General features: G+C 64.2%; 27 protein-coding genes, 2 tRNA genes and 1 pseudogene. 12 read left to right on the top strand and 18 right to left on the bottom strand.

Annotated features, from left to right (window positions below):
- The first annotated feature begins 9 nt into the window (after window positions 1-9).
- Window positions 10-477: an NtrZ family periplasmic regulatory protein gene (locus ABJO18_RS13225; RefSeq protein WP_348509479.1), complete on the top strand. Its 468-nt coding sequence runs from the start codon at window positions 10-12 to the stop codon at window positions 475-477.
- Here ABJO18_RS13225 and ABJO18_RS13220 read toward each other — a convergent pair.
- The gene (locus tag ABJO18_RS13220) at window positions 449-1033 is read right to left on the bottom strand and encodes a thiamine phosphate synthase (RefSeq protein ID WP_348509478.1); all 585 of its coding nucleotides are present in this window, start codon (window positions 1031-1033) and stop codon (window positions 449-451) included. The two genes, ABJO18_RS13225 and ABJO18_RS13220, sit on opposite strands and share 29 nt — an antisense overlap.
- A 49-nt stretch (window positions 1034-1082) precedes the next feature.
- On the opposite strand from ABJO18_RS13220, the gene ABJO18_RS13215 reads away from it, so the two are divergent.
- Complete coding sequence (locus ABJO18_RS13215) at window positions 1083-1763, top strand: YggS family pyridoxal phosphate-dependent enzyme (RefSeq protein WP_348509477.1); 681 nt, start codon at window positions 1083-1085, stop codon at window positions 1761-1763.
- On the opposite strand, the gene ABJO18_RS13210 is transcribed toward ABJO18_RS13215, so the two are convergent.
- Window positions 1756-2256, bottom strand: coding sequence for a L,D-transpeptidase family protein (locus ABJO18_RS13210; RefSeq protein ID WP_348509476.1), 501 nt, complete (start codon window positions 2254-2256; stop codon window positions 1756-1758). The two genes, ABJO18_RS13215 and ABJO18_RS13210, sit on opposite strands and share 8 nt — an antisense overlap.
- A gap of 254 nt (window positions 2257-2510) precedes the next feature.
- Here ABJO18_RS13210 and ABJO18_RS13205 point away from each other — a divergent pair, with 254 nt between their 5' ends.
- Both ABJO18_RS13205 and ABJO18_RS13200 read left to right on the top strand, forming a co-directional pair.
- Window positions 2511-3197 (top strand): response regulator transcription factor, encoded by a 687-nt coding sequence (locus tag ABJO18_RS13205; protein WP_348509475.1) that lies wholly within the window; start codon window positions 2511-2513, stop codon window positions 3195-3197.
- Between the two features lie 97 nt (window positions 3198-3294).
- Entirely contained in the window at window positions 3295-3909 is a 615-nt protein-coding gene (locus ABJO18_RS13200) for a DUF922 domain-containing protein (RefSeq protein ID WP_348509474.1), read from the top strand.
- A gap of 8 nt (window positions 3910-3917) precedes the next feature.
- On the opposite strand, the gene ABJO18_RS13195 is transcribed toward ABJO18_RS13200, so the two are convergent.
- A complete protein-coding gene (locus ABJO18_RS13195) occupies window positions 3918-7010 on the bottom strand; it encodes a TAXI family TRAP transporter solute-binding subunit (RefSeq protein ID WP_348509473.1) in 3093 nt (1030 codons plus the stop codon).
- 487 nt (window positions 7011-7497) lie between these two features.
- Between ABJO18_RS13195 and ABJO18_RS13190 the strand changes: the two genes are divergently transcribed.
- From ABJO18_RS13190 to ABJO18_RS13180, 3 genes are all read left to right on the top strand, one after another.
- Window positions 7498-8019 carry a hypothetical protein gene (locus ABJO18_RS13190; RefSeq protein WP_348509472.1) on the top strand — a complete coding sequence of 174 codons (522 nt, stop codon included), beginning with the start codon at window positions 7498-7500 and terminating at the stop codon, window positions 8017-8019.
- A 153-nt stretch (window positions 8020-8172) separates the two neighbouring features.
- Window positions 8173-8263: transfer RNA gene (locus tag ABJO18_RS13185), tRNA-Pro, on the top strand.
- Between the two features lie 66 nt (window positions 8264-8329).
- The gene (locus ABJO18_RS13180; protein ID WP_348509471.1) at window positions 8330-8710 is read left to right on the top strand and encodes a hypothetical protein; all 381 of its coding nucleotides are present in this window, start codon (window positions 8330-8332) and stop codon (window positions 8708-8710) included.
- A gap of 203 nt (window positions 8711-8913) precedes the next feature.
- On the opposite strand, the pseudogene ABJO18_RS13175 reads toward ABJO18_RS13180, so the two are convergent.
- The 8 genes and pseudogenes from ABJO18_RS13175 to ABJO18_RS13140 all read right to left on the bottom strand — a co-directional run.
- Window positions 8914-9131 (bottom strand): annotated as a pseudogene (locus ABJO18_RS13175) (transposase); the annotation flags it as partial.
- Window positions 9132-9174: 43 nt separating this feature from the next.
- Window positions 9175-9987: an exodeoxyribonuclease III gene (gene xth / locus ABJO18_RS13170; RefSeq protein ID WP_348509470.1), complete on the bottom strand. Its 813-nt coding sequence runs from the start codon at window positions 9985-9987 to the stop codon at window positions 9175-9177.
- A gap of 36 nt (window positions 9988-10023) precedes the next feature.
- Window positions 10024-10632 (bottom strand): hypothetical protein, encoded by a 609-nt coding sequence (locus ABJO18_RS13165; protein WP_348509469.1) that lies wholly within the window; start codon window positions 10630-10632, stop codon window positions 10024-10026.
- A 306-nt stretch (window positions 10633-10938) separates the two neighbouring features.
- Window positions 10939-11607, bottom strand: coding sequence for an outer membrane lipoprotein carrier protein LolA (locus tag ABJO18_RS13160; protein ID WP_348509468.1), 669 nt, complete (start codon window positions 11605-11607; stop codon window positions 10939-10941).
- Between the two features lie 46 nt (window positions 11608-11653).
- Window positions 11654-12493 carry a hypothetical protein gene (locus ABJO18_RS13155; protein WP_348509467.1) on the bottom strand — a complete coding sequence of 280 codons (840 nt, stop codon included), beginning with the start codon at window positions 12491-12493 and terminating at the stop codon, window positions 11654-11656.
- A 128-nt stretch (window positions 12494-12621) separates the two neighbouring features.
- The gene (locus ABJO18_RS13150; RefSeq protein ID WP_348509466.1) at window positions 12622-13326 is read right to left on the bottom strand and encodes a glutamine amidotransferase; all 705 of its coding nucleotides are present in this window, start codon (window positions 13324-13326) and stop codon (window positions 12622-12624) included.
- 64 nt (window positions 13327-13390) lie between these two features.
- On the bottom strand, window positions 13391-14083 hold the full coding sequence (locus tag ABJO18_RS13145) for an HAD family hydrolase (RefSeq protein ID WP_348509465.1): 693 nt from the start codon (window positions 14081-14083) through the stop codon (window positions 13391-13393).
- A 66-nt stretch (window positions 14084-14149) separates the two neighbouring features.
- Window positions 14150-16564, bottom strand: coding sequence for a DNA translocase FtsK 4TM domain-containing protein (locus tag ABJO18_RS13140; RefSeq protein ID WP_348509464.1), 2415 nt, complete (start codon window positions 16562-16564; stop codon window positions 14150-14152).
- Window positions 16565-16671: 107 nt separating this feature from the next.
- Here ABJO18_RS13140 and ABJO18_RS13135 point away from each other — a divergent pair, with 107 nt between their 5' ends.
- On the top strand, window positions 16672-17946 hold the full coding sequence (locus ABJO18_RS13135) for a UbiH/UbiF/VisC/COQ6 family ubiquinone biosynthesis hydroxylase (RefSeq protein WP_348509463.1): 1275 nt from the start codon (window positions 16672-16674) through the stop codon (window positions 17944-17946).
- On the opposite strand, the gene ABJO18_RS13130 is transcribed toward ABJO18_RS13135, so the two are convergent.
- The 5 genes from ABJO18_RS13130 to ABJO18_RS13110 form a co-directional block, all read right to left on the bottom strand.
- On the bottom strand, window positions 17943-18461 hold the full coding sequence (locus tag ABJO18_RS13130) for a DsrE family protein (RefSeq protein WP_348509462.1): 519 nt from the start codon (window positions 18459-18461) through the stop codon (window positions 17943-17945). The genes ABJO18_RS13135 and ABJO18_RS13130 overlap by 4 nt on opposite strands.
- 22 nt (window positions 18462-18483) lie before the next feature.
- On the bottom strand, window positions 18484-18786 hold the full coding sequence (locus ABJO18_RS13125; RefSeq protein ID WP_348509461.1) for a DUF971 domain-containing protein: 303 nt from the start codon (window positions 18784-18786) through the stop codon (window positions 18484-18486).
- Window positions 18786-18986: a Trm112 family protein gene (locus ABJO18_RS13120; protein WP_348509460.1), complete on the bottom strand. Its 201-nt coding sequence runs from the start codon at window positions 18984-18986 to the stop codon at window positions 18786-18788. Before ABJO18_RS13120 ends, ABJO18_RS13125 begins: the two co-directional genes overlap by 1 nt.
- An 11-nt stretch (window positions 18987-18997) precedes the next feature.
- Complete coding sequence (gene trxA / locus ABJO18_RS13115; RefSeq protein WP_348509459.1) at window positions 18998-19912, bottom strand: thioredoxin; 915 nt, start codon at window positions 19910-19912, stop codon at window positions 18998-19000.
- 159 nt (window positions 19913-20071) lie between these two features.
- Complete coding sequence (locus tag ABJO18_RS13110) at window positions 20072-20593, bottom strand: prolyl-tRNA synthetase associated domain-containing protein (RefSeq protein WP_348507336.1); 522 nt, start codon at window positions 20591-20593, stop codon at window positions 20072-20074.
- A 120-nt stretch (window positions 20594-20713) separates the two neighbouring features.
- Here ABJO18_RS13110 and ABJO18_RS13105 point away from each other — a divergent pair.
- Window positions 20714-20788 (top strand) — tRNA-Gly (locus ABJO18_RS13105).
- A 144-nt stretch (window positions 20789-20932) separates the two neighbouring features.
- Here the strand turns inward: ABJO18_RS13105 and ABJO18_RS13100 are convergent.
- Complete coding sequence (locus ABJO18_RS13100) at window positions 20933-21319, bottom strand: helix-turn-helix domain-containing protein (RefSeq protein WP_271187202.1); 387 nt, start codon at window positions 21317-21319, stop codon at window positions 20933-20935.
- Between the two features lie 7 nt (window positions 21320-21326).
- A complete protein-coding gene (locus ABJO18_RS13095; RefSeq protein WP_348507337.1) occupies window positions 21327-22313 on the bottom strand; it encodes a LysR family transcriptional regulator in 987 nt (328 codons plus the stop codon).
- Window positions 22314-22391: 78 nt separating this feature from the next.
- Here ABJO18_RS13095 and ABJO18_RS13090 point away from each other — a divergent pair, with 78 nt between their 5' ends.
- From ABJO18_RS13090 to ABJO18_RS13080, 3 genes are read left to right on the top strand one after another with little or no spacing between them, the layout of a single operon-like run.
- Window positions 22392-23027: a hypothetical protein gene (locus tag ABJO18_RS13090; RefSeq protein ID WP_348507338.1), complete on the top strand. Its 636-nt coding sequence runs from the start codon at window positions 22392-22394 to the stop codon at window positions 23025-23027.
- Window positions 23024-23647 carry a GNAT family N-acetyltransferase gene (locus tag ABJO18_RS13085; protein ID WP_348507339.1) on the top strand — a complete coding sequence of 208 codons (624 nt, stop codon included), beginning with the start codon at window positions 23024-23026 and terminating at the stop codon, window positions 23645-23647. Before ABJO18_RS13090 ends, ABJO18_RS13085 begins: the two co-directional genes overlap by 4 nt.
- A complete protein-coding gene (locus tag ABJO18_RS13080) occupies window positions 23644-24195 on the top strand; it encodes an isochorismatase family protein (protein WP_348507340.1) in 552 nt (183 codons plus the stop codon). The genes ABJO18_RS13085 and ABJO18_RS13080 overlap by 4 nt, the downstream gene beginning before the upstream one ends.
- Window positions 24196-24307 lie beyond the last annotated feature (112 nt).

Genomic DNA, 24307 nt, shown 5'->3' with positions numbered 1-24307 from the left:
GAGAGTGCAATGAGCGGGCGGAGCTATCCGTTTGACATCATTGGCAAGATGGCGCCTGCGGTCGTGACGGCTGCAGCCCTTTGCCTGTGTGCGCCTGCGGCTTTCGCCCAGGACGATACCGCTGCTGCGCTTGCCGCGCCGGCGCCGGCCACGTCCGAGGCTGAAACGCCATGGTATGAAGCCTTCACCCTGTCCATGAATGAAGCCGCCCATCCGGGCCTGGAAGAACCCGATACGTTCGACTGGGAATCCGCCGGTGGCCGCTGGGGCATCACGCTGGGCGTGGAAGACCATTCCGATACGCGCTTCGAAACCGAAGATGTCAGCGCCGGGGCCTTCGTCAATCTCGGCGAACGTTTCCGCCTGGGCGGCCAGGTCCGCTTTGCCGCGCCGGACAGCGAGTATTTCACGCTTCGCGAGAACCGCCAGGATCGCCGCGAGCCGGAAATCAAGTTCGAGTCGGCCCTGCGCTTCTGATCGCGCCGACACACGCAATTCCTGAAAATCCGAGACCTGTCAGGCGATTGGCCGTGCGTTGATTGACGCCGCCCAGCGCATAGACCGGCAGATCTGTGGCCCGGGCCATCGCAGCTGCGGTCCAGATCCCCAAAGGCCGTCCGGCGCTGGGGCTCTGGCTGGGAAAGACCGCCGACAGCAGGGCTGCATCGATACCGGCATTGCGCGCCCGGGCCAGCGCCCGCCAGGAATGGACGGCGGCTGTGAAAAAGCCCGTATTGCCCCGCGCCCGGCAGGTGGCGGCCTCGGCGATCTGCCGTTCCGGCCAGTGCACGCCATCCGCCCCGGCGCGCCGCGCCAGATCCGGATCTCCTGACACCAGCAGCCAATTGCCCCGCGCGTGACAGATCGCAGCCAGCCGCACGGCCATCTCCAACCGGTCCGGCGCGCCGAAATGCCGGTAGATCACCGCGCTGCCGCCGGGTACCGCAGCGGCAAAGGCCTCCGGGTCCGGCGTGCGGGCCGGATCGGTCAGTGCCAGCAGCGCCGGCAGACCGGTCCTGCGTGGGCCCTGCACCGCAAGCGCCTGTCTTGCCAAGCCCGCCGGGGCGTCATATGGCGGCATTATGAGCGACAAATCCGCAATCTCCGCAAACCGTCAGGCCCTTCTCGACACGATCGCCGCCGCGGCCGGTGCGGCGGGGCGAAAACCGGGTGATATCACCCTGGTGGCCGTATCGAAACGCCAGAGCGAAGAGCGGCTGGATGCCGCGCTCGCGGCCGGCCAGCGCGTATTCGGCGAAAACCGCGTGCAGGAGGCCCAGGCCCACTGGTCCGCCCGCCGCGCGGACTATCCCGATCTCGAACTGCGCCTGATCGGACCGCTGCAGTCCAACAAGGCCGACGATGCCGTTGCCCTGTTCGATGTGATCGAGACGCTGGATCGCGACAAGCTGGCGGCTGCGCTGCGCAAGGCGATGGATGCGCAGGGCCGCACACCGCGGCTCTATGTGCAGGTCAATACGGGCGAGGAAGACCAGAAGGCGGGGGTCGCCCCGGCCGAGCTGCCGGACTTCCTGGCGCGCATGCGGCAGGTGTACGGGTTCGAGATCGAGGGTCTGATGTGCATCCCGCCGGTCGAGGAGCCGGCCGGGCTGCATTTTGCCCTGCTCGACACGCTCGCCCGCGAGAACGGGGTGGCGCGGCTCTCCATGGGCATGAGCGGCGATTTCGAGACGGCCGTCGCGCTGGGCGCGACATCGGTCCGCGTCGGCACAGCCTTCTTCGGAGAACGCGAAGTTAGCTGATTTCCAGCGTGTCGCCGGGTTTCGCCTGCGCCAGCAGGGCCCGCACATCGTCGGGATCCAGCGCGACACAGCCCAGCGTGGGTTCGTAATCCCCGCGCTTGCAGTGCAGGAAGATCGCCGAGCCCGCACCGGGCACCGGCGGATCGTCATTATGGCCGAGCACGAGAATGATGTCGTACAGCCCGTCCTCGCGCCACAGATCCTCGTGCGAGGCCGGATAGGGCTTGCGGACCGGGCGGTTATAGGCGGGGTCTTCCGGTGCGTCGCACCAGCCGTCATCGGGGCGGATCGCCCGCACCGGCAGGGCCGTGTCAGGCGCCGTGACCCGGTCGGCCCGGTACATCACACGGCGCAGCGCATAGCGGCCCAGCGGCGTGGCACCATCGCCCTCACGCTTGTCTGACGCGTCCGTGATGCCACCTTTTCCCAAGGCTGCGCGTACGGTGCGGCCGCCGAGGTCGATCTGCCCGGTTCGTGAGACTTGCCAATCCATGATGCCAGCTTAGATGAAAAACGCGGTGGTCGGCGAGGGATGCTCTTGTGCCGGAAATGGCACAGGCATCCGCTTCGCCTCCCCCACCACGGATGGGTGTCCGGCCTGCGGACTCGGCGCTAACCAAGCAATTTCGGTACCAGAATTCGTGATGGAAATACGGGACACTTCGCTATGCTTAAGCAAATATTGCCGGGCACATCCTGCCGGTGGGCAGAATTTGCCTTGCGACCGGAAAAGGGCATGATCGCATCATGAGCGCACAGAAAACGATTCTGATCGTGGACGATGACGAGGATCTGCGCGAGGCGCTGGTCGAACAATTCGCGCTTCACGAGGAATTCCGCACGCTCAGCGCCGGCACGGCCAGCGAAGGCATGGCGACGGCCAAGGCCGAACGCGCCGATCTGGTGCTGCTGGATGTCGAACTGCCGGACATGGACGGCCGCGAAGCCTGCCGGCTGATGCGCAAGAACGGTGTGTCCGCGCCGGTGGTCATGCTGACCGCCCAGGATACCGATGCCGACCAGATCCTCGGTCTGGAATCCGGCGCCAATGACTATGTCACCAAGCCGTTCAAATTCTCCGTCCTGCTGGCCCGTGTGCGCGCCCATCTGCGCAGCCACGAGCAGAGCGAGGACGCGGTTTTCCGCATCGGGCCCTACGAATTCCGGCCGGCGATGAAGCTGCTGCTGACCGCCGACGAGAAGAAGATCCGGCTGACGGAAAAAGAGACCAATATCCTCAAATACCTCTACCGCGCCGGCGGCAAGCCGGTGCCGCGCGACGAGCTGTTGCATGAGGTGTGGGGCTATAATCCGGCGGTGACGACGCACACGCTGGAAACCCATGTCTACCGGCTAAGACAGAAAATCGAACCGGACCCGGCCCATGCCCGGCTGCTGGTGACGGAAAGCGGTGGTTACCGGCTGCAGGGGTAGGCGGTCGAGCTGCGCCTCGAGATGCCGTGCCCGGAAGGAAACCCGCGGTATGATACGGCGCACTTGCACGCTCCTGTTGCTGTGACATCATGCGTCCATGCTCGGATTTCTGCTCACCACCACCCTGCTCGCCGCCCAGTCTTCCCCGACCGATCCGATCTTTCTGGAGGACCGGGGTCTGGAAATGGTCGTTCGCCGCCGCTTCTACGGAATCGAGGGGCGTAATTTCTCGCAGGCGCAGACGAATGTCTTCGCGCGCCAGCTGGGTTACCCGTGGGCGGCCTCGACCAGCTACAACATCTCCGCCGAGTGGTATCTGGAAGAGACGGAGGCGGGGTGCGAGCTGACGAGTGCCTTCCTGTCCTCTCACCTCACCATTGAATTGCCGCACTGGGTGAATATGCAGGACGCGTCGCGCCGCTCGCAGCGCCAGTGGCAGGAGTTGTCCACCCGGATCCAGACCCATGAACACGGGCACGTCAATCTGGCCTTCTATGGCATGGCGCGCGCCCGTGATCTGCTGGAGGCGCTCCCGCCGGCGGAAAACTGCGATCGCATGGCCGAGATTGCCGGCGAAACCGTAGAGGGCGCCCAGGACTGGACGCGCCGCAATCAGCGCGAATACGACCGGCTGTCCGATCACGGTCGGGACCAGGACGCGGTGACCGACTGGGTGCCGCACGATGACGCCGTCGGCCGGCTGCCGGAATAGCGTCCGCCTCAGGGCTTGCCCGTTCCGCCTTCCCAGATCCCGAAACAGGCGGTGAAGACCAGCAGATCGCCCTGCTGCAGCGTGTCCTGCTCGATCTTGTCATTGTAGCAGGTGCGGAAATGGAAATCGAAATCGCCCTTGCGATTGCGCAGCGTGTCGCGCTTGGTCACCGGCAGCCAGCCGACCAGGTGCAGGCCGGCATGGCGCGTGCGGACCAGGCTGGCATAGCTCTGACCGATCAGCGGATCGTCGGCGGCCAGCTCCTTCATGTAGAGATGCGTGCCATCGCGCATATTCATCACGGCGATCAGGAAATCGAGAACCGAATTGCCGTCGAACACGTCCTTGACGAGGAAGCGTTCGACCAGTGTCGCGCTGGGGATGACGGCATTGGCGCCGGCCCCGGCATGGCTGGCGGTCTCGCGGACGGGCAGGTCCTGTCCCTGTGAGAATTGCGGACCGAGAAAGGCGTCGCGGTCCTCGCGGGCGATCGCCTCGGCGATGATCTTGCAGGTCCATCCGCTGCTGTCGGCGATCTGCCGGATCAGCTTGGTGGCCAGAAGCGTGTGCGCATCGGCAGCGCGCACACGGGCCGAGCTGGACGCATTGCGCTTCTTCTTGGCATCGGCCAGCACGATGGCATAGTCGAAGGCCTCCACGCCGCAACGCTCCATGAAGCCGTCGAGACGCTCCGTCAGGGCATCGCGTGTCAGGAAAGGGGTCGACTCGATCGTGACGACGCAGATCTGCGGATCGCGGTGAAAGGCCCGCAGGTTCTTTTCCAGCCGTTCGACATGTTCCTCCGAGGCGTAGATCAGGATGCGCGTGCCCTCGGGCCGGGAAAAACTGAACAGATCGCGGGGGATCGGGGCCGCGTCCAGCACGGTCTGGCGGTGGCCGGGCTTCAGGATCGTGTCGCGGGTATGAGCGGCATAGATGATCCTGTCATTGCGGGCCGGGACGTAGTCATAGCCCGCCTCGCGCGTCAGCGAAATGATCGGACCGCCATCTTCCACCTCGGCATCGTAGACAGCCTCGCGCTTGAGATCGCCGCGCACCACGCCGATCAGGTTCGCCCCGCTGCGCCAGACTTCCCGCTCGACATCGCACAGCGTCATCTCCGGGCCATAGCCGGGGTGGCGCTCGCACAATTCGCCGTATTCGACGGCATAGATTTCGTCGAATTCGTCATAGGTCAGCACTTCCAGCAGATAATCCACCATCAGCGGATGGATGGTGGAAAGCGCCGCCGCCTTGGCGATGAAGAGGTCCGGCGTGATCAGGGTGTCGCAGCCGAAGCTCGCGAAATGGTCGGCATTCTGGTTGAAGTTCAGCTCGGCCGAGATGCGGATGTCCGGATTCAGCCGCTTCAGATTCATCGCCGTCAGGATGGCGCCGATATTCTGGCTTTCCCGGCGCTCATAGTCGGCCAGGATGATCGCGTGGGAGGCGCGCCTGGCGCCGGCTTCCTCCAGCGTCTTGCGGTCGGCGCTGTCGCCGCGCCGGAAGCGGACCCGTTTCGGGTTGAAATGATGACCGTCCATCGGGCTCGCATCGCCCGACTGGGCCACCATGCAGACCTTGTATCGTTCGGCCGCATCCTGGCCCGTCAGCGAATAGATCACCCCGGACAGGTGCTCGTTCCAGCCGCATACCAGGATATGGTCGTGCCATTTCGTGCGGGCCCAGCCGGCCGCCTTGGCGGCGCGCTGACGGCCGATGAAATTGCTGGTGACAATGATCGCCGTGATCGGGCCGCCAATGCCCAGCAAGGCCAGGCAGGCCACCATGATCCGTCCGGGCGGGCTCAGCGGGTAGGCGTCGTTTTCGGTGAAGCCGCTGGCGACGAAGGCCAGCATCCAGACAATCCCCTCCATGAAGGCGAGATCGCCGAACGGATTGTCCAGATTGAAGGCCCGGGCGTGCATGGCTTCGGCGGTCCGCAGGGCGATGAAGGCGCCGCACAGGATGATCGCGAACAGGCTGATGCCGATGAACCAGGGGCTGGGCCGGGCCCACAGGTCGATCGCCTGTTGCACGCCCGGCAGACGCCGTTCACGGGTCCGCGCCTCGCCGGTACGGTCATAGGTGGTGCGCATGGAGATGGCTGCGACGCTCGAGGCCAGCAGGGCACCCCAGGCGATCAGCCAGAGCCAGTAGCGGGGCGGTGCTGCGGCATGGCCCTGTTCGACCAGCACGGCGCGCGCGGCCGGATGAAAGTCCAGCGCCAGACGCGTGACGAAGTCTTCGGGCGGGTAGAGACCGCCGACATCCTCCTGAAGGCCGGGCCAGATCGCGAGCAGCGTGCCGGTCAGCGACCTCACGGCGTCTGGCGGTGCGTCCCGCCGGGCCAGCAGGACGGCACGGGTGGCGAGAGAGGCCTGGATTCGTCCGTCGATCTGCAGGCCGGAGCTTTCGTAATAGGGGTTCTCGTTGGCCAGCTGGGTGATGATCGAGGGCGGCACGGCGAGACGGGAAAAGCGGTCCGCATCGAACTCGAAATTCTCGCCGGCCGTGACGAAGACGGCGTCCACTTCGCTTTCGCCCAGTGCCGTGAACGCATCCCGTATCCCGTGATTGGCCGGCAGGTAGTCGACGCCTTCGCGCAGCCCCGCCGCGGCCAGAACATCGCGCGCATTGATCGTGCTGCCCGATCCGGGCACGCCGATATTGATGCGGCGTCCGCGCAGCTCGCCGAACAGGTCCGGCGCATTGTCTTCCCGGCGCACAAAGACTTGTACGAATTCGGGGAAGAGCGGCGCAACGGCGGCAAAGTCCTGCCAGCGCTCCAGCCCGTGGCTGCCGGTAAACTGGTGATAGGCGAGATCATTCTGGGCGATGGCGAAGGCCAGCCGGCCCTCGCGCAGCCCGCGCAGATTCTCCAGGCTGCCGGCGGTCGGCGTGTTGCAGACGGCGCCTTCGGGGCCGGCCTCGATCAGGCGTTCGGCAAGCGCGTGATATCGACCGCCCGGCTCGCCGGACCCGATACAGACCCCGGCGGCGGTACTCCCGGTATTCTCCCCGGAGCCTGGCCCCGCCTGGGCCAGGGCCGCGCCGGCCGCCAGGACACATGTCGCGACTGCTGTCAGGAAAATTCGCATCAACCGGTCCCCCCGGCGCACAGGATGCGTCGGAAAACGGTCCGATTACAAGAGATTAGGCTTGCTGTGCTTCGCGTATCCAATGAGATCGATATAGAAATCCAAGCTTGAGGGTGAAGGCTATTCATCCTCGTCGCTCTCAGCCCTCACGTCTCTATCGTCTGGCTTATCCACCGTCAGGCCCTTGAATGCGCAATCCAGGACGTTTTCAGACGTGCCGCATTCTGGCTGCTTTGCGGCCTCTCGGAAGCGCTCGGCTTGCCTTCCATCTCCCTTTTGCACCGCAATGCCCGGCTAGCGTTATTGCTAGAGTTGACAAGAGGACATGCTAGAGAAAGAGGTGAAAATGGATAGATTGCAATTTCGTGGCAATATGGTACACAGGCGCACGAAAAAGCCCGGCCAGATAATCCGGCCGGGCTCTGAAGATCGGGATTGAGTTCAGTTACCAGCCGCACTCTCCCCCGAACATAGGAGTGAAAATGTAATGGATGTCATTGAATCCGTCAAGGAAATTGCTCGTCAGTTTGAGGCCGCAGCAACTCGCGCCGAATTAGACGGCGAGCATGAAAAGGCCGGAAGGAATCAGGAGCGGTTTTCTGCGCTCGATCAACTGATTGCCGAGGTCGAGCATCTTCGCGACGTCACCACGCCTATTCCGAACGACTTCGCCGAAGACCTGTCGGATATCCCGCGGGAACTCCTCAAAGAACTGACGCTCGCCAAGACGGATGAGCTTGAGCAGCAGATTCACATTGTTGTTCAGTCCGCGCCGGACGGCCAGGCAGACATCGATACGATCCTTATCGGCCTGTACCGCAAGTTCGATGTGATCCAAAAGCGGCGCTTTCTGCAAAACAAACTGTGGCGCATGACCCAAAAGGGGCTCTTGTCCTCAGTAAGGGGAAAAAAAGGCGTATATGCAGTCGCGGGAAGTGAGACTGGCTCGGAAGTGGATAGCGAGCAAGAAAGCGATGAGGGGCCGGACATCGACGAACTGCTCGGCTAAAACAGTTTCGGCGCGGGCCGCCACCAAGCAGATCCCGCGCCGAATGTTCACCTAGACAAAGGAGGTTCGCATGGAACCGCCCTAGCTAAATAGCCGGTGAAACCGGCCCGAAGTGCCAAGGATGGCGTGACGCGTCCTTGGCCTTCCCCTTTCGCCCCCGTGCCGGAAATCGGTAGACGGGCCAGCTTAGGATGCTGGTGGGCTCCGAGAGCCCGTCTGGGTTCGACCCCCAGCGGGGGCACCAATTTCATACATCTTATTGACTCAAAACGCAATATTTTGATCGAGTCAAAAATCAATGACTTAACCGATGAACTACAAAGCACTAAAGGTCGGCTGGTTGGACACCGCTGCAATTAACCGAATTCTGGGTCTAGAGTTAGAGGCGGCCGACTTGTGGGTTAGCAAGGCGGCCCACCAACATATCGCGGAAGACCATCCGCAGGACTACAAGGTTGTTATGCCCAACCTAGGCGCTACGGTTCAGGCGCCAGCCTATGTCGGACAGAAGCCTGGGAATTCCAACAATTTTTACCTTGTTCGACGCGTCCAGGAGGCAAGTGGTGCGGTATTGGTGGCGGTAGGAATCGAGCGCAACAAACACGGCACATACAACGTGCGAAGCTCCTATCTGATATCAGATGAAGACATTCAGCGATATCGAGAAGCGGGCCACTTGCACGTAATATAAAAGGGCCACGCGAGCGTGGCCCTTTAGGTACTTGAGCGCGTTGCCAACCGCGATCTCTCGGCTCGAAGCCTCTACCCTCTCGGGTGTGTGGGGTGGCTGTTCCCACCTCTCCAAGTACCCTTTTCACATAGCGTGTGAAAATGACTGAATCAATAAGCTCTCACCGTTTGTGATCTTTGTGACAGCGGCTTAACCAACACCCCTTAAATAGGGTCGCTGTAGCGAAGGCGCTTATTTGTAACGCCTTTCAGAATACGGTTGGCACGAACGGCGTCACAAACACCCAACTTCTCGCGGTGATTATACCGGAAGTCGAACTCTGCGAGATAGCGATGCAGATGCTTTTTTGCGCAACGTTGATAGAGACCGCGTATTTCATTTAAAAAACAGAGAAATAGATATCGATCGTGTTGGTGTGAACTCACCGATCAGACGTGCTCAAGAGATTGGGTGGAAGTTGGCGATCAGCCGCCGATCCGCAGCACCACCGGGGCGTGATCCGACGGCTTCTCCCAGCCGCGCACATCTTCCCAGATCCTGAAGGCGTCGCGGCCACCAGACAGAGCGCGTTCGCGCACGGCGGGGGCGGCCCAGATATGGTCGAGACGGCGGCCGCGATTGGCGGCTTTCCAGTCCCGGGCGCGGTAGCTCCACCAGGAATAGACCTTCTCGTCCATCGGGATCAGCTCACGCGCCACATCGGCGAAATCGCCGGCCTGGCGGATGCGCTCCAGGGCTTCGGTCTCGACCGGCGTGTGGGAGACGACTTTCAGCAATTGCTTGTGCGACCAGACATCGTGCTCATAGGGCGCGATGTTGAAATCGCCAACCAGCACCAGCGGCGGGTTCTCGGCGGCGCGCGCCTTGAAATAGGCTTCGATGCGGTCGAGGAAGCCCAGCTTGTGGGCAAAGCGCGGATTGATCGCCGGGTCCGGTTCGTCGCCGCCGGCCGGGATGTAGAAATTGTGCAGCTCGATGCCTTCCACCATCACCCGCTGGTGGCGGGCTTCCGCCTTCGGGCACAGATCCTCGTCGCCCAGGTCCTCCAGCGGGAATTTCGAGGCGATCGCCACGCCGTGCATGCCCTTCTGGCCGCGCACATGGAAATGCCGGAAGCCCATTTCGCGGAAGGCCTCTTCCGGGAATTGCTCGTTCAGGCATTTGATCTCCTGCAGGCACAGCACGTCCGGATCGGCCTGGCTGACCCAGTCGGCGACGAGCGGGGCGCGCAGGCGCACGGAGTTGATGTTCCAGCTGGCGAGCGTGAAGGCGGTCATGGGCAGTCCTTGTGCGGGCGATCGGCCGGGGGGCGGTCAGAGAATATTGTAGGTGGCGCCGGCCAGGCCGACCGGCCAGCGGCCGCGGGCGAACAGGCGCCAGCGCGCGAGGAAGGGATGGGGCGGCTGATCGTCCTCGGCCTCGGCGAGCACGACCAGAACGGCACCATTGGCCGCCTGGGCCAGGGCGCCGGCCGCCGCATGCACCAGTCCGATATCCTCGACATCCGCCAGTGCTGCGGCCTCCTCGACCGCATCGCGGGCCGTATCGCCGGTCTTCTGGGCCACCAGGGTGAGGGCGGCATGCACCGCTTCCTCGTCCAGCCGTTCAAGGACGCGGGAGACCAGGCCGGTGCGCAGCATCTCCTCGGCTTCCCAGCCCATGGGGTCGCGGTCCTGGGATTCGGCGGCGCCGGCGGCCTCGTCCCAGTCCGACAACAGGGCCGGTTCAGCTTCGGGAAAACCCAGCCCGTCCAGATAGGTTCGCGCCAGGTCGCGCTCGCGCGCGTCCAGCGGCTCGCCCAGACGGGAGAACCAGGTGTTGGCGTTCAGGCTCTCGGCGAAGGCGCGGGCCTTGTAGAGCAGCGGAATTTCTTCGAGCAGGCGCGGGATATCCGCACCCTCGTCTTCGTCGTGGAAGTGCATGCACCGTATTTAACGATCCGGACCTGTCTTTGACAGGGGGAAGGTGTGCCGGGCCGAATGACGGGAGCCTGAAACGAAAGGCGCCCGGTCTCGAGGGGGGAGAGACCGGGCGCCAAGCCGTGCGACTGTTTCCAGCGCAGCGCCGGGAGGGGATCAGTCCGGCGCGACCGAGAAGGGATCTGCAAGCGGGGGGACGACGCCGATCCTTTGCCTCTCAGTCAGCGTATCAATAACGCCACATCGTCCGGATTTCTGCAAATAAAAAATGAGAAAGGATTTGCCTGTGGCAGAAAAACATCAACCATTTTACCGGTTGCGCCGCGAATCCCGGCGGTCTTCCGGCTCCGGAATGACAAACAGGCGCGGGTTCAGACGCATGCCGGTCTCGACATTATTCAGGCTGACCCGGGTGATATCGCCCATCGCATCGGTCACGAACCACTCGCGCAGCTCATAGCTGGGCTCGGCGAAGACGAACATGATCTCGCCCGCCATTTCCTCGCTCGGGTCGCGCAGCGTGACATAGAGAAAGCCGAACTCGCTCTCCATGCCCACCAGTTCGGCGTCACGGGCGATATCGATATCCTCTTTCAAAAGCCACCAGAGCGGTGTCGAGCGCAGCGGGCCGCGATCGACCGTCTCCAGGGCGCTGTCCTCGATCGCGACCGTGGTGCCGTCGGCAATGATGCGGATCGGCGTCGGCTCGTCATACTCGAAGCGCAACCGGCCGGGACGGGACATGGCCAGCTCGCCGGTCGCCGCAGAGCCGTCCGGGGCAACCTGAACGAAATCGGCGCGCAGGGTCTCGATACCGTTGAGATAGGCATTGATATCGGCCAGCGCCGCCTCGCGGTCGAGACTGGCCTGCGGTGCTGCGACGGCCTCTTCGGCTGCCGGTGTTTGCACAGCCTCGGCGGGAGCGTCGGCCGCGGGGTCCTGCTGCAGCAGGGCGAGGGAGAAAAGCAGAGCAATCATGGGCGCAAGTTGGCCCGGGATTTGGGCGCGAGCAAGGCCTGGATGTTCATTCTTCCGTCAGCCCGCTGTCATCGCTGCAGCTCAGCCGCCAGGCCGAGACGGCGCCCGGCTGCCAGTGCGGGATGATAACCATGTCCTCAGCAATCATCAGATCATTCATCAGTACCGGCGGGTCCTGGCGTTCGATGAGGTGAACCGGCGCCTCGCCCTCCACCCAGTGCCAGACATCGCCGGGCCATTGGCTGACGATGTATCCGCCGGCTGCGGTCCGGGCGATCCCGTCCGCATCCGGCAGGCCGCCGGCCACCGCCTCGACCGACCGGGAATGCCAGTCGATGGCGAGAATCTCGCCCCGCTCCATCGTCGTCGCCAGCAGCCGGTCGTCCTCCGGCCAGAGGCCGTTGACGCCGGCCAGCGCGGGGTCTTCCAGCCACAGCGTCATTGTCTCGCCGTCGAACAGATGGATCCGGCCCGTGCCGCTGTCGGAGATCAGGATGCGGCCGTCATGGGCCGCAGCGTCGTTGAGGAAACGGGCACCGTCCACCGGATGACGGGCAAGTATTCCGCCGCTCTCGGCATCGATCTCCACCAAGGTGTCGATGTCGGTGACGAAAAGGCGGCTGTCAGCCAGGGCGAGCCCCTTGGGTGCGTTCAGCCCTGTCACCCAGCGGCGTGGCTCCACTGGCCGGCCATGTGCGTCCAGCCGGGCGAGATAGCCGTCGCCATTCGCCTCGCCGCCGCCGCCATTGACGTTGGAAACGATATAGCCGCCCCGCCCGTCGGCAATGACACTTTCCGGATTGTCCAGGCCGTCGGTGCGCCAGAGCGGATCGAAATCCGGCGCTCGGTTGGCCAGGCAGATGCCCGCTATAGCTGACAGAAACATGCGCACTCCCCTGCTCGGCCTGCAGTCTAGGCGCCGAACGGGGCTTCGGGGGCAAAATCCCGGTGATCCGGTTCATAAGTGTGTGAGGGATCTCTTCGGGTCGTTGCGGTGGACGGGCCGCGGTAATCTCAGGCGGGAACCGCCAGCTCGGCTAGCCAGCTCGCCGCGACCTCGCGGCCTTTCTTGGCAAGCCGCGGGCCATACAGTCCGGCATCCTGTCGCAGCTGGGCGATATCGACCCCGGCTGCCGCAAGTTCGACCGCATGTCCCACAAGCCAGGCTTCCAGGCTGCCGCCGCCGGCTTCCGGATGAAACTGGAAGCCGATCGCATGCGGACCCAGGCTGAAGGCCTGGTTTTCGCAGATGTCGGTCGAGGCCAGACGCAATGCACCGGCAGGCAGGTCGAACGTGTCGCCATGCCAGTGCAGCGTTATTGGATCGTGGGCAAACGGCGCCAGGCAGGACAGCGCACCCGCTTCGCTCAGCGAGATCGGCGCGAACCCGATTTCTTTCGCCGGGGCTGGCCGGATCGTCGCACCCGCCGCCCGCGCCATCAGCTGGGCACCCAGGCAGATGCCCAGTACCGGCTTGCGCGCTGCCAGCCGCCGTTCGATCAGGCCGAGCTCGGTTTTCAGAAAGGGGTAGAGGTCGTCGCGGTCGGCCCCGATCGGGCCGCCCAGCACGATCAGCAGGTCCGGATCGACATTTTCCAGAAGCGCCGTATCGTCACCGGCATCCCAGTAGCGCAGCGCATAGCCCGCACCGTCCAGCGCCGGCACAAAGGCGCCGGCATCTTCAAAACCGACATGGCGGATAGCCAAGGCTGAACGCATGCCGCCCTCCCTCGCAGACGAACCCTCAATCTAGCGTGTAGCGGCCGCAATCGCCAGCAGCTCGCTAGCGCAGCGTGTCGAGCAGGCCGGGCAGTCCGGCCAGATCGCCGATCTCCCGGAAGCGGGGATGTTCGGCCGGCGCTTCGGCGTGTTCGAGCGCCCAGGTCAGCCCGTGCGGCACGTGAACGCCCCAGCTGCCCGCCTCGATCGCCGGCACCACATCCGAGCGCATCGAATTGCCGATCATCATCGCCCGTTCGGCGCCGTCGCCATGCCGGTCGAAAATACTCCGATAGATGTCCGGGGTCTTTTCCGAGACGATCTCGATCCCGTCGAACAGATCCGCCAGACCGGAGGCCGCGATCTTGCGCTCCTGGTCCATAAGGTCACCCTTTGTGACGATTATGGTGCGGTAATGGGGGGTCAATGCTTCCACTGTGTCACGCACATGGGGCAGTAGTTCCACAGGATGGTCCAGCATGTCGTGACCGGCATCCAGGATCTGCCGGATCGTGGCCGCCGGCACCCGGTTCTCCGTTACTTCGACCGCCGTCTCGATCATCGACAGGACGAAACCCTTGATGCCGTAGCCATAGCGCTTGAGATTGCGCCGCTCCGCCTCCAGCAGCCGCTCGGACAGGTGATCCGGATCGGCATAGTCGGCCAGCATCGCCGTAAAGCTCTCCTCCGTCAGCCGGTAGAAGCGCTCATTGTGCCAGAGCGTATCGTCTGCATCGAAGGCCAGTGTGGTAATCATGACAGTCGCGCTCCGGATTGCTGCGGGCGCGGGAAAGTGACCGGCCTCGCACCGGAAGGCAATGCCCTAAACCCCGTCATTCTCCGGCAGGAAAATCTCGCGGCGGCCGGCGTGGTCGGAGGGGCCGATCATGCCTTCTTCTTCCATGCGCTCGATCAGGGTGGCGGCGCGGTTATAGCCGATCTGCAGGCGGCGCTGGATATAGGAGGTCGAGGCCTTGCGGTCGCGGGCGACAAGAGCCACGGCCTGGTCGAAAAGCTGGTCACCAGACCCTTCATCGCCCATGTCGAGACCGGGGATGCCGTCCTCGTCGTCATCGCCGCCGGCCGTGACGGCCTCGATGTATTCCGGCGGGGCTTGCTTCTTCAGGAAGGCCGCGATTTCCTCGACCTCGCGATCGGAAACAAAGGGGCCGTGCAGGCGGCGCACGCGTCCGCCCGAGGCCATGTACAACAGGTCGCCCATGCCCAGCAGCTGTTCCGCGCCCTGCTCGCCGAGAATGGTGCGGCTGTCGATCTTCGAGGTGACCGAATAGGAGATCCGGGTCGGGAAATTGGCCTTGATCGTGCCGGTAATGACGTCCACCGAGGGACGCTGGGTGGCCGTGACGAGGTGAATACCCGCAGCGCGCGCCATCTGGGCCAGGCGCTGCACGGCGGCCTCGATCTCCTTGCCGGCGACCATCATCAGGTCGGCCATCTCGTCGATCACCACGACGATATAGGGCATTTTCTCAGCAGGAATCGTCTCGGTCTCGTAGACCGGTTCGCCGCTTTCCCTGTCATAGCCGGTCTGGACCGTGCGCGAGAGCTCCTCGCCGGTCTTCAGCGCCTCCGCGACGCGTTCATTGAAGCCGGAGACATTGCGCACGCCGATCTTGGACATGCGCAGATAGCGGCTTTCCATTTCGCGCACGGCCCATTTCAGGGCGACCACGGCTTTTTTCGGATCGGTCACGACCGGTGTCAGCAGGTGCGGGATGCCGTCATAGACGGAGAGTTCCAGCATTTTCGGGTCGATCATGATCATCCGGCAGTCTTCCGGCGGCAGCCGGTAGAGCAGGGAGAGGATCATGGCGTTGATACCGACCGACTTGCCCGAGCCGGTGGTACCGGCGATCAGCAGGTGCGGCATGCGCGCAAGGTCGGCCACGAAGGGTTCGCCGCCGATCGTCTCGCCCAGGGCGAAGGGCAGTTCCGCCTTGGCGTCCTCGAAGGCCTTGGAATTGAACAGGGCGCGCAGATAGACGGTCTCGCGCTTGGGATTGGGCAGTTCGATACCGATCGCATTACGGCCGGGCACAACGGCGACGCGGGCGGCCATGGTCGACATCGAGCGCGCGATATCGTCGGCCAGATTGATCACGCGCGAGGATTTCACCCCGGGTGCCGGTTCGAATTCATAGAGCGTGACGACGGGGCCGGGGCGCACCTGGACGATCTCGCCCTTCACCCCGAAGTCCGACAACACGCCCTGCAGCAGCTCGGCATTCTGGCGCAGCGCCATCTCGTCGACGGCATCATTGCGCACCGAGGGTTTCGCCAGAAGGTCGAGCCGGGGAAGCTTGAACCCGTCGGTCTTTACGAAGGGCAGCGCGCCCTGTGCCTCTCGGACGTCGCGGTCTGACTGTTTCGCCTTGCGGCCCGGCGCCACCTTCACCGCGCTCGAGAGCTCGGGCTCGTCGGACTGTGCCCGGGCGGTGGCCGGTGCCGGCGTGTCATCCGCGGCCCGCATGGCGCGGCGCAGGACCGGCTCCTCGCGCGCGGGACGGTGATCCTCGTCGTCCGGACCGTCATCGCCCGAGAAGCCTGCAATCCGGCCGCGCACGGCATCCATCCAGACGCGCACCGTCGCCCAGGCCAGTCCCGCGGCATCGACGGCCGCTGCAATGTCGCGCGAGCGCAGGCCAAAGGTCAGGAAGATGCCGGCGATCGACAGAAGGAGGGCAAAGCCCGCCGCCATGCCTGTCGCGCCCGGCAGATCGAAGCGGGCCGGCAGGGCTGCCAGCGTGTTGAGGAAAATGTCGCCCATGGCGCCGCCCATGCCCGAGGCGAACGGCCAGGCATTGGGGACGGGAAGGGCGCTCACGGCGGCCGCGAATCCGGCTGTGCCCAGGGCCGCGAAGAACCAGCGGAAGCCGGCAACCGAGCGCGGGCGGGGCTGCGGCGTACGCCAGACGAGGATCGCGCCCCAGATGGTCAGGGCAATCGCCGGCCCGCCGGCGGCCCAGCCGACCGATTGCAGCAGCATGTCCGACAGGGATGCGCCCCAGCGGCCCATCCAGTTTCGCACCTCGCCTTCCGCCGCAACATTCCAGCTGGGATCGAGCACATTGTGCGACAGCAGGGACAGCAGCAGGAACAGGCCGGCCGCCAGCATCAGCCCGCCCGCGACAAGATCGTGCAGGCGCAGCCGCCAAAGCGGTTTGGCGGCGCGGTTCGTGTCCCCGGTGTTGGCGTTGGCGGCGGCTTTGCGGCTCATGAACACCGTCCTAGCGGGGAAGTCTTCCCGCAGGGTAAACAGAAACTGAATGCGCTGCGGCGCTCTGACCGCTTTTCTCAGAACACAAACCCCGTATTCTCCGTTCCATGACAAGCAAACCCCTTTTTGATGGCGATGTCGTGATCGCCGGCGGCGGCCTGGCCGGAATGACGCTGGCGCTGGCCATGGACCAGGCCGGTCTGTCGGTGGCGGTCGTGGATGTGCTGGAATTCTCCGATCAGCTGGCGCCCACTTTCGACGGGCGCGCCTCGGCGCTGGCCTACACCTCCTGGCGCATGTTCGAGGCGCTGGGGGTGGCGGATCACCTGCGCGAGCATGCCCAGCGGATCGAGCATATCCTCGTCTGTGACGGCCGGCCCTATGGTGGCGACAAGCCCGGCGGTCCGGGACCGCACACGCTGCATTTCGACCGCAACGAGATTTCCGAAGGCCCGGACGGCGAGCCGCTGGGCTGGATGGCCGAGAACCGGCGTTCGCGCCAGGCGCTCGTCAAGGCGCTGCAGGCGCGGCCGCAAATCACGCTGATCGCACCGGCGCGGGCCGATCGCTATGAACACCGCAAGGGCGGGATCGATCTTGTCCTGGCCGACGGGCAACGCCTGTCCGGCAAGCTGCTGGTCGCGTGCGATGGCAAGTTCTCCCGCCTGCGCGACCAGGCCCGTGTACGCACGGCCGGCTGGGGTTATGGCCAGAAAGGCCTGGTGGCGACCGTCCGTCATGCCGAGCCGCACAATGGCACGGCCTACGAGTATTTCCTGCCGTCAGGCCCCTTTGCCATCCTGCCCCTGACCGACAACCGTTCCTCTCTGGTCTGGACCGAGCCGGATGCGATTGCCGATGCGCTCAAGGAGGCTCCGGACGAGGTCTTCCAGGAGGAGCTGGAAGCACGGTTCGGCGATTTCCTGGGCGATGTCCGGCCGGAAGGTCCGCGTTTCGCCTATCCGCTGGGGCTGCGCTATGCCGAACAATTCTGCGACGACCGCATTGCCTTTGTCGGCGATGCTGCGCGAGGGATTCACCCGCTGGCCGGGCAGGGCTTCAATCTGGGCATTCGCGATGCGGCCGCGCTGGCAGAAGTCTGCGGCGAGTCCAGGCGGGTCGGACTCGATATCGGGGCTGTCACGACGCTGCGCCGCTATGAGGACTGGCGCAAATTCGACAGTGCCACGCTGGCAGCGGGCACCGACGTCTTCAACCGCCTGTTTTCGAACGATATCGAGCCGATCCGTCAGCTTCGCGGGATTGGCCTGTCGATCGTTGACAGCATCCCGCCGGCGCGCCGCTTCTTCATGCGCCAGGCCGGCGGCGAGACCGGCGATCCGCCGCGGCTCCTGAAAGGCCAGCGCCTGGACGCCGCCTAGAAGGGGTTGAGCGTATAGCCGTCGGACTGCAGCCGGGCGTGAGCCGTCATGGCCGAAAGCGACATGGACACGCCCGGCAGGAGATCGCCGGCCGCGATGTCGTACCAGACCGCGCTCTGGCCGCAGACGAAGATCTCGACACCGTGCTCCACCAGGGCGGCAACAAGATCGGCGTTGGCGCCGGCACTGTCGCGCGTCACATCGTGGACGGCGGTACCGTGAACGACGATGGCCAGGTGGATGTTCTCGACGGGCACGCCCGCGGCGGCCTGCATGTTCAGAAAGCGCGCTGCGGCGGTCAGCTTGGAATTGAGCTCGCCTTCGGCCGCCCGGTCCCGGGTGTCGAAACTGATCCTGAACTCTGTCCCTTCGGGGATGGGCAGGGCGCCTTCGACGGGTGCGACGGGGCCGAATTCCTCGATGACGGGGCCGGGCGCGAAATCGCCGGGACCGGCCAAGGCGAGGGCGGGCAAGGCAATGGCGGCCGCGAGGCCGGCGAAAACGGGTTTGAACATCGCAGTCTCCTCGGACCGGTGATCAGTGCGCGGTTTCACCCAGCGCATAGAGATAATCCCATGTGAAGAGGCCGGAGTCATGGCCGTCATCGAAGACGAGACGCACGGCATAGCGGCCGACGGGCTCGGCGGCCGTGACCAGCACATTCTCCTTGCCGGTCACCAGTCGCTTCTCGCCGGGGCCGTGCCCCTGCACCTCGGCGCTGGGACTCTCGACCCGCAGGGTTTCGAACGGGATCGCAAAGCGCTTGCCGTCATCGAAGACGACATGCAGCGCCTTGTCGGCGCGGGAGAAGCGCAATTGCTCGGGCCAGGGGCGCGCCATCAGTCACGCTCCAGCTTGCGTGCCTCGTCAGGCAGCATGATCGGAATTCCGTCGCGGATCGGATAGGCCAGACCGGCACTGTCCGACACCAGTTCCTGGGCCTTGCGGTCATACTTCAAGGGGCCGCGTGTGACCGGGCAGACCAGGATTTCCAGCAGTTTGGGATCAATCTCGCGCGGTGCGGTCTGGTTCTCGCTCATCGTCTTCTTCCTTACGAAAACAGGATGGCCGACAGGCGGCGGCGGCCCTCGCGGGTCACCTCGCTGGCCGGGCCTGCCGCGTCGAAGACTTTCAGCAGCAGGGTGCGGGCGGCCTGGTCGTTCCACTCACGGTCGAGCGCGGTGATCGCGATCAGCTGGTCGATCGCGCCCTTGTGATCGCCGGCGGCGACCAGGGCTTCGGCGAGCTCGTAACGGGCCTCAAGGTTCGACGGATCCTGCTCGACGCGGCTGCGCAGCGCAGCCGTTTCGCTGTCGTCCGCCGGAGCGCCCGAGGCGAGCTCGAGTGCCGCGCGCACGCTTTCAACAGCGGGGTCGCCGGCGCGGTCTTCGGGAACATGGTCGAGGATTTCGCGGGCCTTGTCGGTATCGCCATTCTTCAGCCAGACACGCGCCAGGCCGGCCAGCGCGCCGGGATGTCCCGGATCGGCCTGCAGCACGGCGGCGAAGTCCTGGGACGCACCGCCCAGATCGCCGGCCTCAAGGGCTGCCAGGGCGGTGTCGACCATCGTTTTCAGCTCGGCCTCGCTGGGGCCCTTGCCGGAAATGCGCTGGATGAAGTCCTTGATCTGGCTTTCCGGCAGCGCGCCCATGAAACCGTCGACCGGCTGACCGTTCTTGAAGGCGAAGACGGCTGGGATGGACTGGACGCGCAATTGCTGTGCGATGCCCGGGTTCTCGTCGATATTGATCTTGACCAGACGCACCTCGCCGCCCGCATCGCGCACGGCCTTTTCGATCACCGGACCCAGCTGGCGGCAGGGGCCGCACCAGGGCGCCCAGAAGTCGACGATGACCGGGACTTCGCGCGACGGTTCGACCACGTCCTGCATGAAGGCCTGATCGGTGGAGTCCTTGACGATATCGCCTGCCGGCGCGCCTGTTCCCAGGGTCAGATCTGCGCTCATGACCAAATTCCTTGTGTTCGCGTCACCCTAGACCGGGAGGCTTCCGCTTGGAAACCGGCCCGGTCCGGAATGTTCAAAGACACGATGTGGCCGGCACACCGGCAGTCGCATCGCTGTATTGTGTCCTAGTTGGCCTTGCCGGCTCCGCGATGCAAGGCGTCACTGCGCCGCGCCCGCCTCGGCAGACAGTGCGTCGAAATCGACAATCTCTACCGGGTGGCCGGTATCCTCGGCGAAGCGGATCAGGTCGGCACAGCTGACCGCGGTCGTGGCGTCATTGGAGAGCGGGTGGAAATTCACCGGATCGTGACGCGTCAGGGCCGCGTCGAGCACGAAATGGACCCGCTTTTCGACATCATTGATCAGTGCGAAGGCGGTCACCGATCCCGGGGTCACGCCCAGCACGGCTTCCATCAGGTCCGGCTTGCCGAAGGACAGGCGGCCGCAGTCGAGCAGGCGGTGGAGCCGGTTGACCGGGATCTGCGTCTCGCCGAGCGCAGAGATCAGGATGATCCGGCCCTTCTTGTCGGCAAGGAAGAGATTCTTGGTGTGCCCGCCCGGCATCTTCGCCTTGATGTCACGGCCTTCCTCGACCGTGAATACAGGCGGATGATCGACGGTTTCATGGGCAATACCCAGGGCGTCGAGACGGTCGAAAAGCTGTTGGCGTGTCGCTGGCATGCGCCTGTTGAAGCGCGAGATGCGGCCATGTGCAAGTCGACGGAATCAGGTGCTTGCAATTATCCGGCGTTTGCGCGATATACCCCGCTCCCCGGCGGGGCCAAGCCCCGCACATCGTGAGCGGGCGTAGCTCAGGGGTAGAGCGTCACCTTGCCAAGGTGAATGTCGTGAGTTCGAATCTCATCGCCCGCTCCATTCTCTCCTCGCAGAATTGAGCTTCCATCTCCGGCGTCCGCTGCGCGAGCATTCTGCCGCTTGCCGCGCGGGCATCCTCACATACGAAAAAGGCCGCTGCCCGAAGGCGCGGCCTTTCCGAATGCTGGGTGTTTTTGCTGACGTTTAGTCTGCCAGCGAGCGCAGCAGGTCGATGACGCGACGGCGGACCGTCTGGTCCTTGATGCCGGCAAAGGCCTGGGCCAGGGCGAGGCCGTCGGGGCTGGCGATGAAATCGTACAGCGTGTCGGATTCGGGACCCTTCAGCTCGGAGGAGCCGTCTTCCTCGAGGCCTTCGAAGAAGTAGGACACCGGGACTTCCATGACCTTGGCGACATGGAAAAGCCGGCTGGCACCGATACGGTTCGTGCCGCGCTCGTACTTCTGGACCTGCTGGAAGGTGACACCCAGCTTTTCGCCCAGCTCGGACTGGCTCATTTCCATCAGGCTTCTGCGCAGACGCAGACGCGCTCCGACATGCTGGTCAATACTCGTTGGGCCCCTGGCACTCATGGCATCCTCACGGTTGTGGTCTAATGACGTCTATGCCGCAGAACTCACGCGGATGACAGAATTCTTCGCGAAACCAAGGATTGTTTCTACGATTGAATATGTCGGTGATCCAGTCGCCAACACACTTTATTCTGCCGATCCCCCGACTTCCGGGCATATATTTGAGCCACACCCTGATGTCCTGATGAAAGTCGTAGTCGAGTACTACCAATTCATCGGCATAAAGGGCGGCAAGATAGGTCGGTGCCATGGCGATACCGCCACCATGGCGTACCACCTCAAATAACACCGAACTGAGGTCGGTGCGGAAGGAATATTTAATAAGAGTATCTGCTGCCTCGGCTTTTTCGCCCCACAATGATAGCGAGCGGTCATACTGTTCCAGCGTCGCGAACCTCAGGTTCATGACATCGACAAGGGACCGGGGAGCACCATAGGTTTCAATAAATTCCCGTGATGCTACAGGCATATAGTGCAGGGTGGCCAAAAGCTCGGCCTGCGTGTCCATCGTCTTTTCGGGCACGAAGGTGACGGCCAGCGACGACGCATTTTCTCCGATCGCAGCCGAGTGGTCGCCAAGCAGTTTCAGGTCGATTGCCGGATGGGTTCGCTGGAATTCCGGCACGTGTCTTGCGAGCCAGAAACTGGACAGCCCGTCCGGCGCGCGCAGGGTGACCTCGCCTTCCATCGCGCGGTCGCGACCGGCGATCTGGGTCTCCAGCTGATGCGCTGAGCGCTGCATGGTCAGCACATAGTCGAAGGCATTTTCACCCGCAGGCGTGAGCATGATCCCGCCGGCATGCCGTTCGATCAGCTGGCTCCCAAGCCGGCTTTCCAGCTGGCGCATGCGCTTGGAAATGGTGGATTGCTGGCAACCGAGTGCCGTGGCGGCCGCGCTCATCGATCCCGTCGTCGCCACGGCGTGGAAAATCTGCAGATCGTCCCAGTCGAACAGGTTCCGCCGGAGAAGGGTATCTGTTTCCTGACTATCCACTATTCCAACTTTGCGGAAGTCGCCATCGAGGCGAGGTGTTAACCATTGGGTAACCGTGTTGGCATGAGGAGCGCGACGGTGACTCAGGCGACCCACACTAGTCAAACCCGAAGCGGGTTTCAATTTCCCTTGGAACGGTTGGATCAGGCTTTTGCATCAATGGATTTCGAGCCTGTCACGCTCGACAGGATCGATGAGTTCCACGCGCTCGCGGACGCCCTCATAGACGGTGAGATCGCGAGCGCAGAAGACATTGCGCGCGTGCAAGCCTGGACGCGGAGATCGCTTCATATGCGCGTTTGGAATGGCACCCCTGACGGTTTCGTTGCGTCTATCCCGCTGAGCGAAAAAGGCGTGTCTGCGCTGCTTGCTGGGGAGTTCGGTTTCGCGAACGCGCAACGAGACTGGGTCTGCGGTCTGGATGAAAAGGCAGCCGCGCTCCTGTCCTGGGGGCTGGCCGGACGCACACCGCATGCCCAGGCGGCGGCCCTGCGGGCGCTGCTGGTGGGCTGGCGCGGCTTCTATTCGGATGTGCGGGTCTATGCCCGGGCGCGCACCACGGAGGGGCAGGCGCTGATGCGGCGGCTCGGCTTCGAGGAATGTGCAAGGCCGGACGGGATCAATCCGCTCTATGGCAGCACCGGCTTTCCCGACAAGCTCGGCGCCATGCTGCTGCGGCACAGTATTCTTGGGAACTGGGAGGCGCCGCGATGACGGATGCGACGGACGGGACGGTAATCGAAGTCACGGTGGCCCGCACGCTCGACCAGGTCGTCATGGCGATGACGCTGCGCGGCGTCATCTATCTGGGCGAGCAGGAAGCTCCCTACGCTGAAGAGTATGACGGCAACGACCTGGTGGCGGCCTCGCACCTGATTGCATGGAAAGGGCGTGAGCCGGTCGGCGTACTGCGCCTGCGCTGGTTTGCTGACTTCGCCAAGGTGGAGCGCGCGGCCGTGCTGCAGCAATACCGGCGCGACGGCGTGATGCGGGTGCTGATGCAGGAAGCTCTGCGCTACAGCGCCCGCCGCGGCTATCGCCGCGTCATCGGGCATGCCCAGCTCAACCGGGTGAAATACTGGCGGACGCACGGTTTCCGCGTTCGACCTGACCGGCCGGAATTCTATTTCTCGGACTATGCCTATGTCGAGATCGAGCGCGAGCTGATCCCGCCGGCCAATGCGATCACGGCGGATACGGATCCGATGGTCCTGATCCGGCCGGATGGCGAGTGGGACCGGCCCGGTCCGTTCGACCTGTCGCTCGAACGGCTTGAGGCCGAAAAGGAACAGGCCAGGAAAGACAAGAAGAAATCGGAGGAGGAAGCGGCATGACGAACGCCCATAACCCGGCGCTGATCCTGCTCGACTGCCAGCGTGACCGGGTCGAGGGGCCGGATGGCCGGATCGATGCGGACAATCATGCAGCCATGACCCGGATCGAGGCGCTGCTGCGCCGGGCCCGGGCCGATGGCTGGTCGATCTGTCATTGCCAGCACGCCATCACAGACGGCGCGCGTGCGGACCGCACGCCGGTGCCCGCCTTGCGTCCGTTGACGCGGGAACCCGTCTTCGTGCGGCGGGGCCTGTCGGCGTTTTCAGACAGCTATTTTCATCAGTTCATGGCGCGCAATACCGGCCGGGACTGTCTTCTTGTCGGGTTTTCCGCGCCCTTTTCGATCCTGGCGACGCTGTTCGATGCCCAGACCCGCGACATTCCGCTGACCCTGGTGCCCGAAGCCGTGGGGGCGCTGGCCGTTGCGCCGCGCGATGTCGCGGAAACCCGGGCCCTGGCGTTTGACCTGGCGGGCCGTCTGGCGCCGTCACTCAGCCTGGACGCCATCGACCGGCAGTGGCCGCGCCTGGCCGAAACGGCAGGCTGAGCCCGCTTTCCGGGGCGGGCCGCCGGGCTTCACGAGAGTGTGACGGGCCGTGCCCTTGGCGCGGAGAATGGGGCGCGCCATATCGGTTTTCGAACGCGGCGGAAACGGCTGT

It is taken from the genome of Maricaulis sp., from assembly GCF_039978735.1.
Lineage (GTDB): Bacteria > Pseudomonadota > Alphaproteobacteria > Caulobacterales > Maricaulaceae > Maricaulis.
Note: the sequence above shows the minus strand (reverse complement) of the source record. Positions and strands in the feature narration are given on the sequence as shown.

Excerpts from the sequence above, each read along its gene's own strand:
- ABJO18_RS13225 (WP_348509479.1), top strand. The coding sequence starts at position 10 with ATGAGCGGGCGGAGCTATCCGTTTGACATCATTGGCAAGATGGCGCCT.
- ABJO18_RS13215 (WP_348509477.1), top strand. The coding sequence starts at position 1,083 with ATGAGCGACAAATCCGCAATCTCCGCAAACCGTCAGGCCCTTCTCGAC.
- ABJO18_RS13210 (WP_348509476.1), bottom strand. The coding sequence starts at position 2,256 with ATGGATTGGCAAGTCTCACGAACCGGGCAGATCGACCTCGGCGGCCGC.
- ABJO18_RS13205 (WP_348509475.1), top strand. The coding sequence starts at position 2,511 with ATGAGCGCACAGAAAACGATTCTGATCGTGGACGATGACGAGGATCTG.
- ABJO18_RS13200 (WP_348509474.1), top strand. The coding sequence starts at position 3,295 with ATGCTCGGATTTCTGCTCACCACCACCCTGCTCGCCGCCCAGTCTTCC.
- ABJO18_RS13195 (WP_348509473.1), bottom strand. The coding sequence starts at position 7,010 with ATGCGAATTTTCCTGACAGCAGTCGCGACATGTGTCCTGGCGGCCGGC.
- ABJO18_RS13190 (WP_348509472.1), top strand. The coding sequence starts at position 7,498 with ATGGATGTCATTGAATCCGTCAAGGAAATTGCTCGTCAGTTTGAGGCC.
- ABJO18_RS13180 (WP_348509471.1), top strand. The coding sequence starts at position 8,330 with ATGAACTACAAAGCACTAAAGGTCGGCTGGTTGGACACCGCTGCAATT.
- xth (WP_348509470.1), bottom strand. The coding sequence starts at position 9,987 with ATGACCGCCTTCACGCTCGCCAGCTGGAACATCAACTCCGTGCGCCTG.
- ABJO18_RS13165 (WP_348509469.1), bottom strand. The coding sequence starts at position 10,632 with ATGCACTTCCACGACGAAGACGAGGGTGCGGATATCCCGCGCCTGCTC.
- ABJO18_RS13160 (WP_348509468.1), bottom strand. The coding sequence starts at position 11,607 with ATGATTGCTCTGCTTTTCTCCCTCGCCCTGCTGCAGCAGGACCCCGCG.
- ABJO18_RS13155 (WP_348509467.1), bottom strand. The coding sequence starts at position 12,493 with ATGTTTCTGTCAGCTATAGCGGGCATCTGCCTGGCCAACCGAGCGCCG.
- ABJO18_RS13150 (WP_348509466.1), bottom strand. The coding sequence starts at position 13,326 with ATGCGTTCAGCCTTGGCTATCCGCCATGTCGGTTTTGAAGATGCCGGC.
- ABJO18_RS13145 (WP_348509465.1), bottom strand. The coding sequence starts at position 14,083 with ATGATTACCACACTGGCCTTCGATGCAGACGATACGCTCTGGCACAAT.
- ABJO18_RS13140 (WP_348509464.1), bottom strand. The coding sequence starts at position 16,564 with ATGAGCCGCAAAGCCGCCGCCAACGCCAACACCGGGGACACGAACCGC.
- ABJO18_RS13135 (WP_348509463.1), top strand. The coding sequence starts at position 16,672 with ATGACAAGCAAACCCCTTTTTGATGGCGATGTCGTGATCGCCGGCGGC.
- ABJO18_RS13130 (WP_348509462.1), bottom strand. The coding sequence starts at position 18,461 with ATGTTCAAACCCGTTTTCGCCGGCCTCGCGGCCGCCATTGCCTTGCCC.
- ABJO18_RS13125 (WP_348509461.1), bottom strand. The coding sequence starts at position 18,786 with ATGGCGCGCCCCTGGCCCGAGCAATTGCGCTTCTCCCGCGCCGACAAG.
- ABJO18_RS13120 (WP_348509460.1), bottom strand. The coding sequence starts at position 18,986 with ATGAGCGAGAACCAGACCGCACCGCGCGAGATTGATCCCAAACTGCTG.
- trxA (WP_348509459.1), bottom strand. The coding sequence starts at position 19,912 with ATGAGCGCAGATCTGACCCTGGGAACAGGCGCGCCGGCAGGCGATATC.
- ABJO18_RS13110 (WP_348507336.1), bottom strand. The coding sequence starts at position 20,593 with ATGCCAGCGACACGCCAACAGCTTTTCGACCGTCTCGACGCCCTGGGT.
- ABJO18_RS13100 (WP_271187202.1), bottom strand. The coding sequence starts at position 21,319 with ATGAGTGCCAGGGGCCCAACGAGTATTGACCAGCATGTCGGAGCGCGT.
- ABJO18_RS13085 (WP_348507339.1), top strand. The coding sequence starts at position 23,024 with ATGACGGATGCGACGGACGGGACGGTAATCGAAGTCACGGTGGCCCGC.
- ABJO18_RS13080 (WP_348507340.1), top strand. The coding sequence starts at position 23,644 with ATGACGAACGCCCATAACCCGGCGCTGATCCTGCTCGACTGCCAGCGT.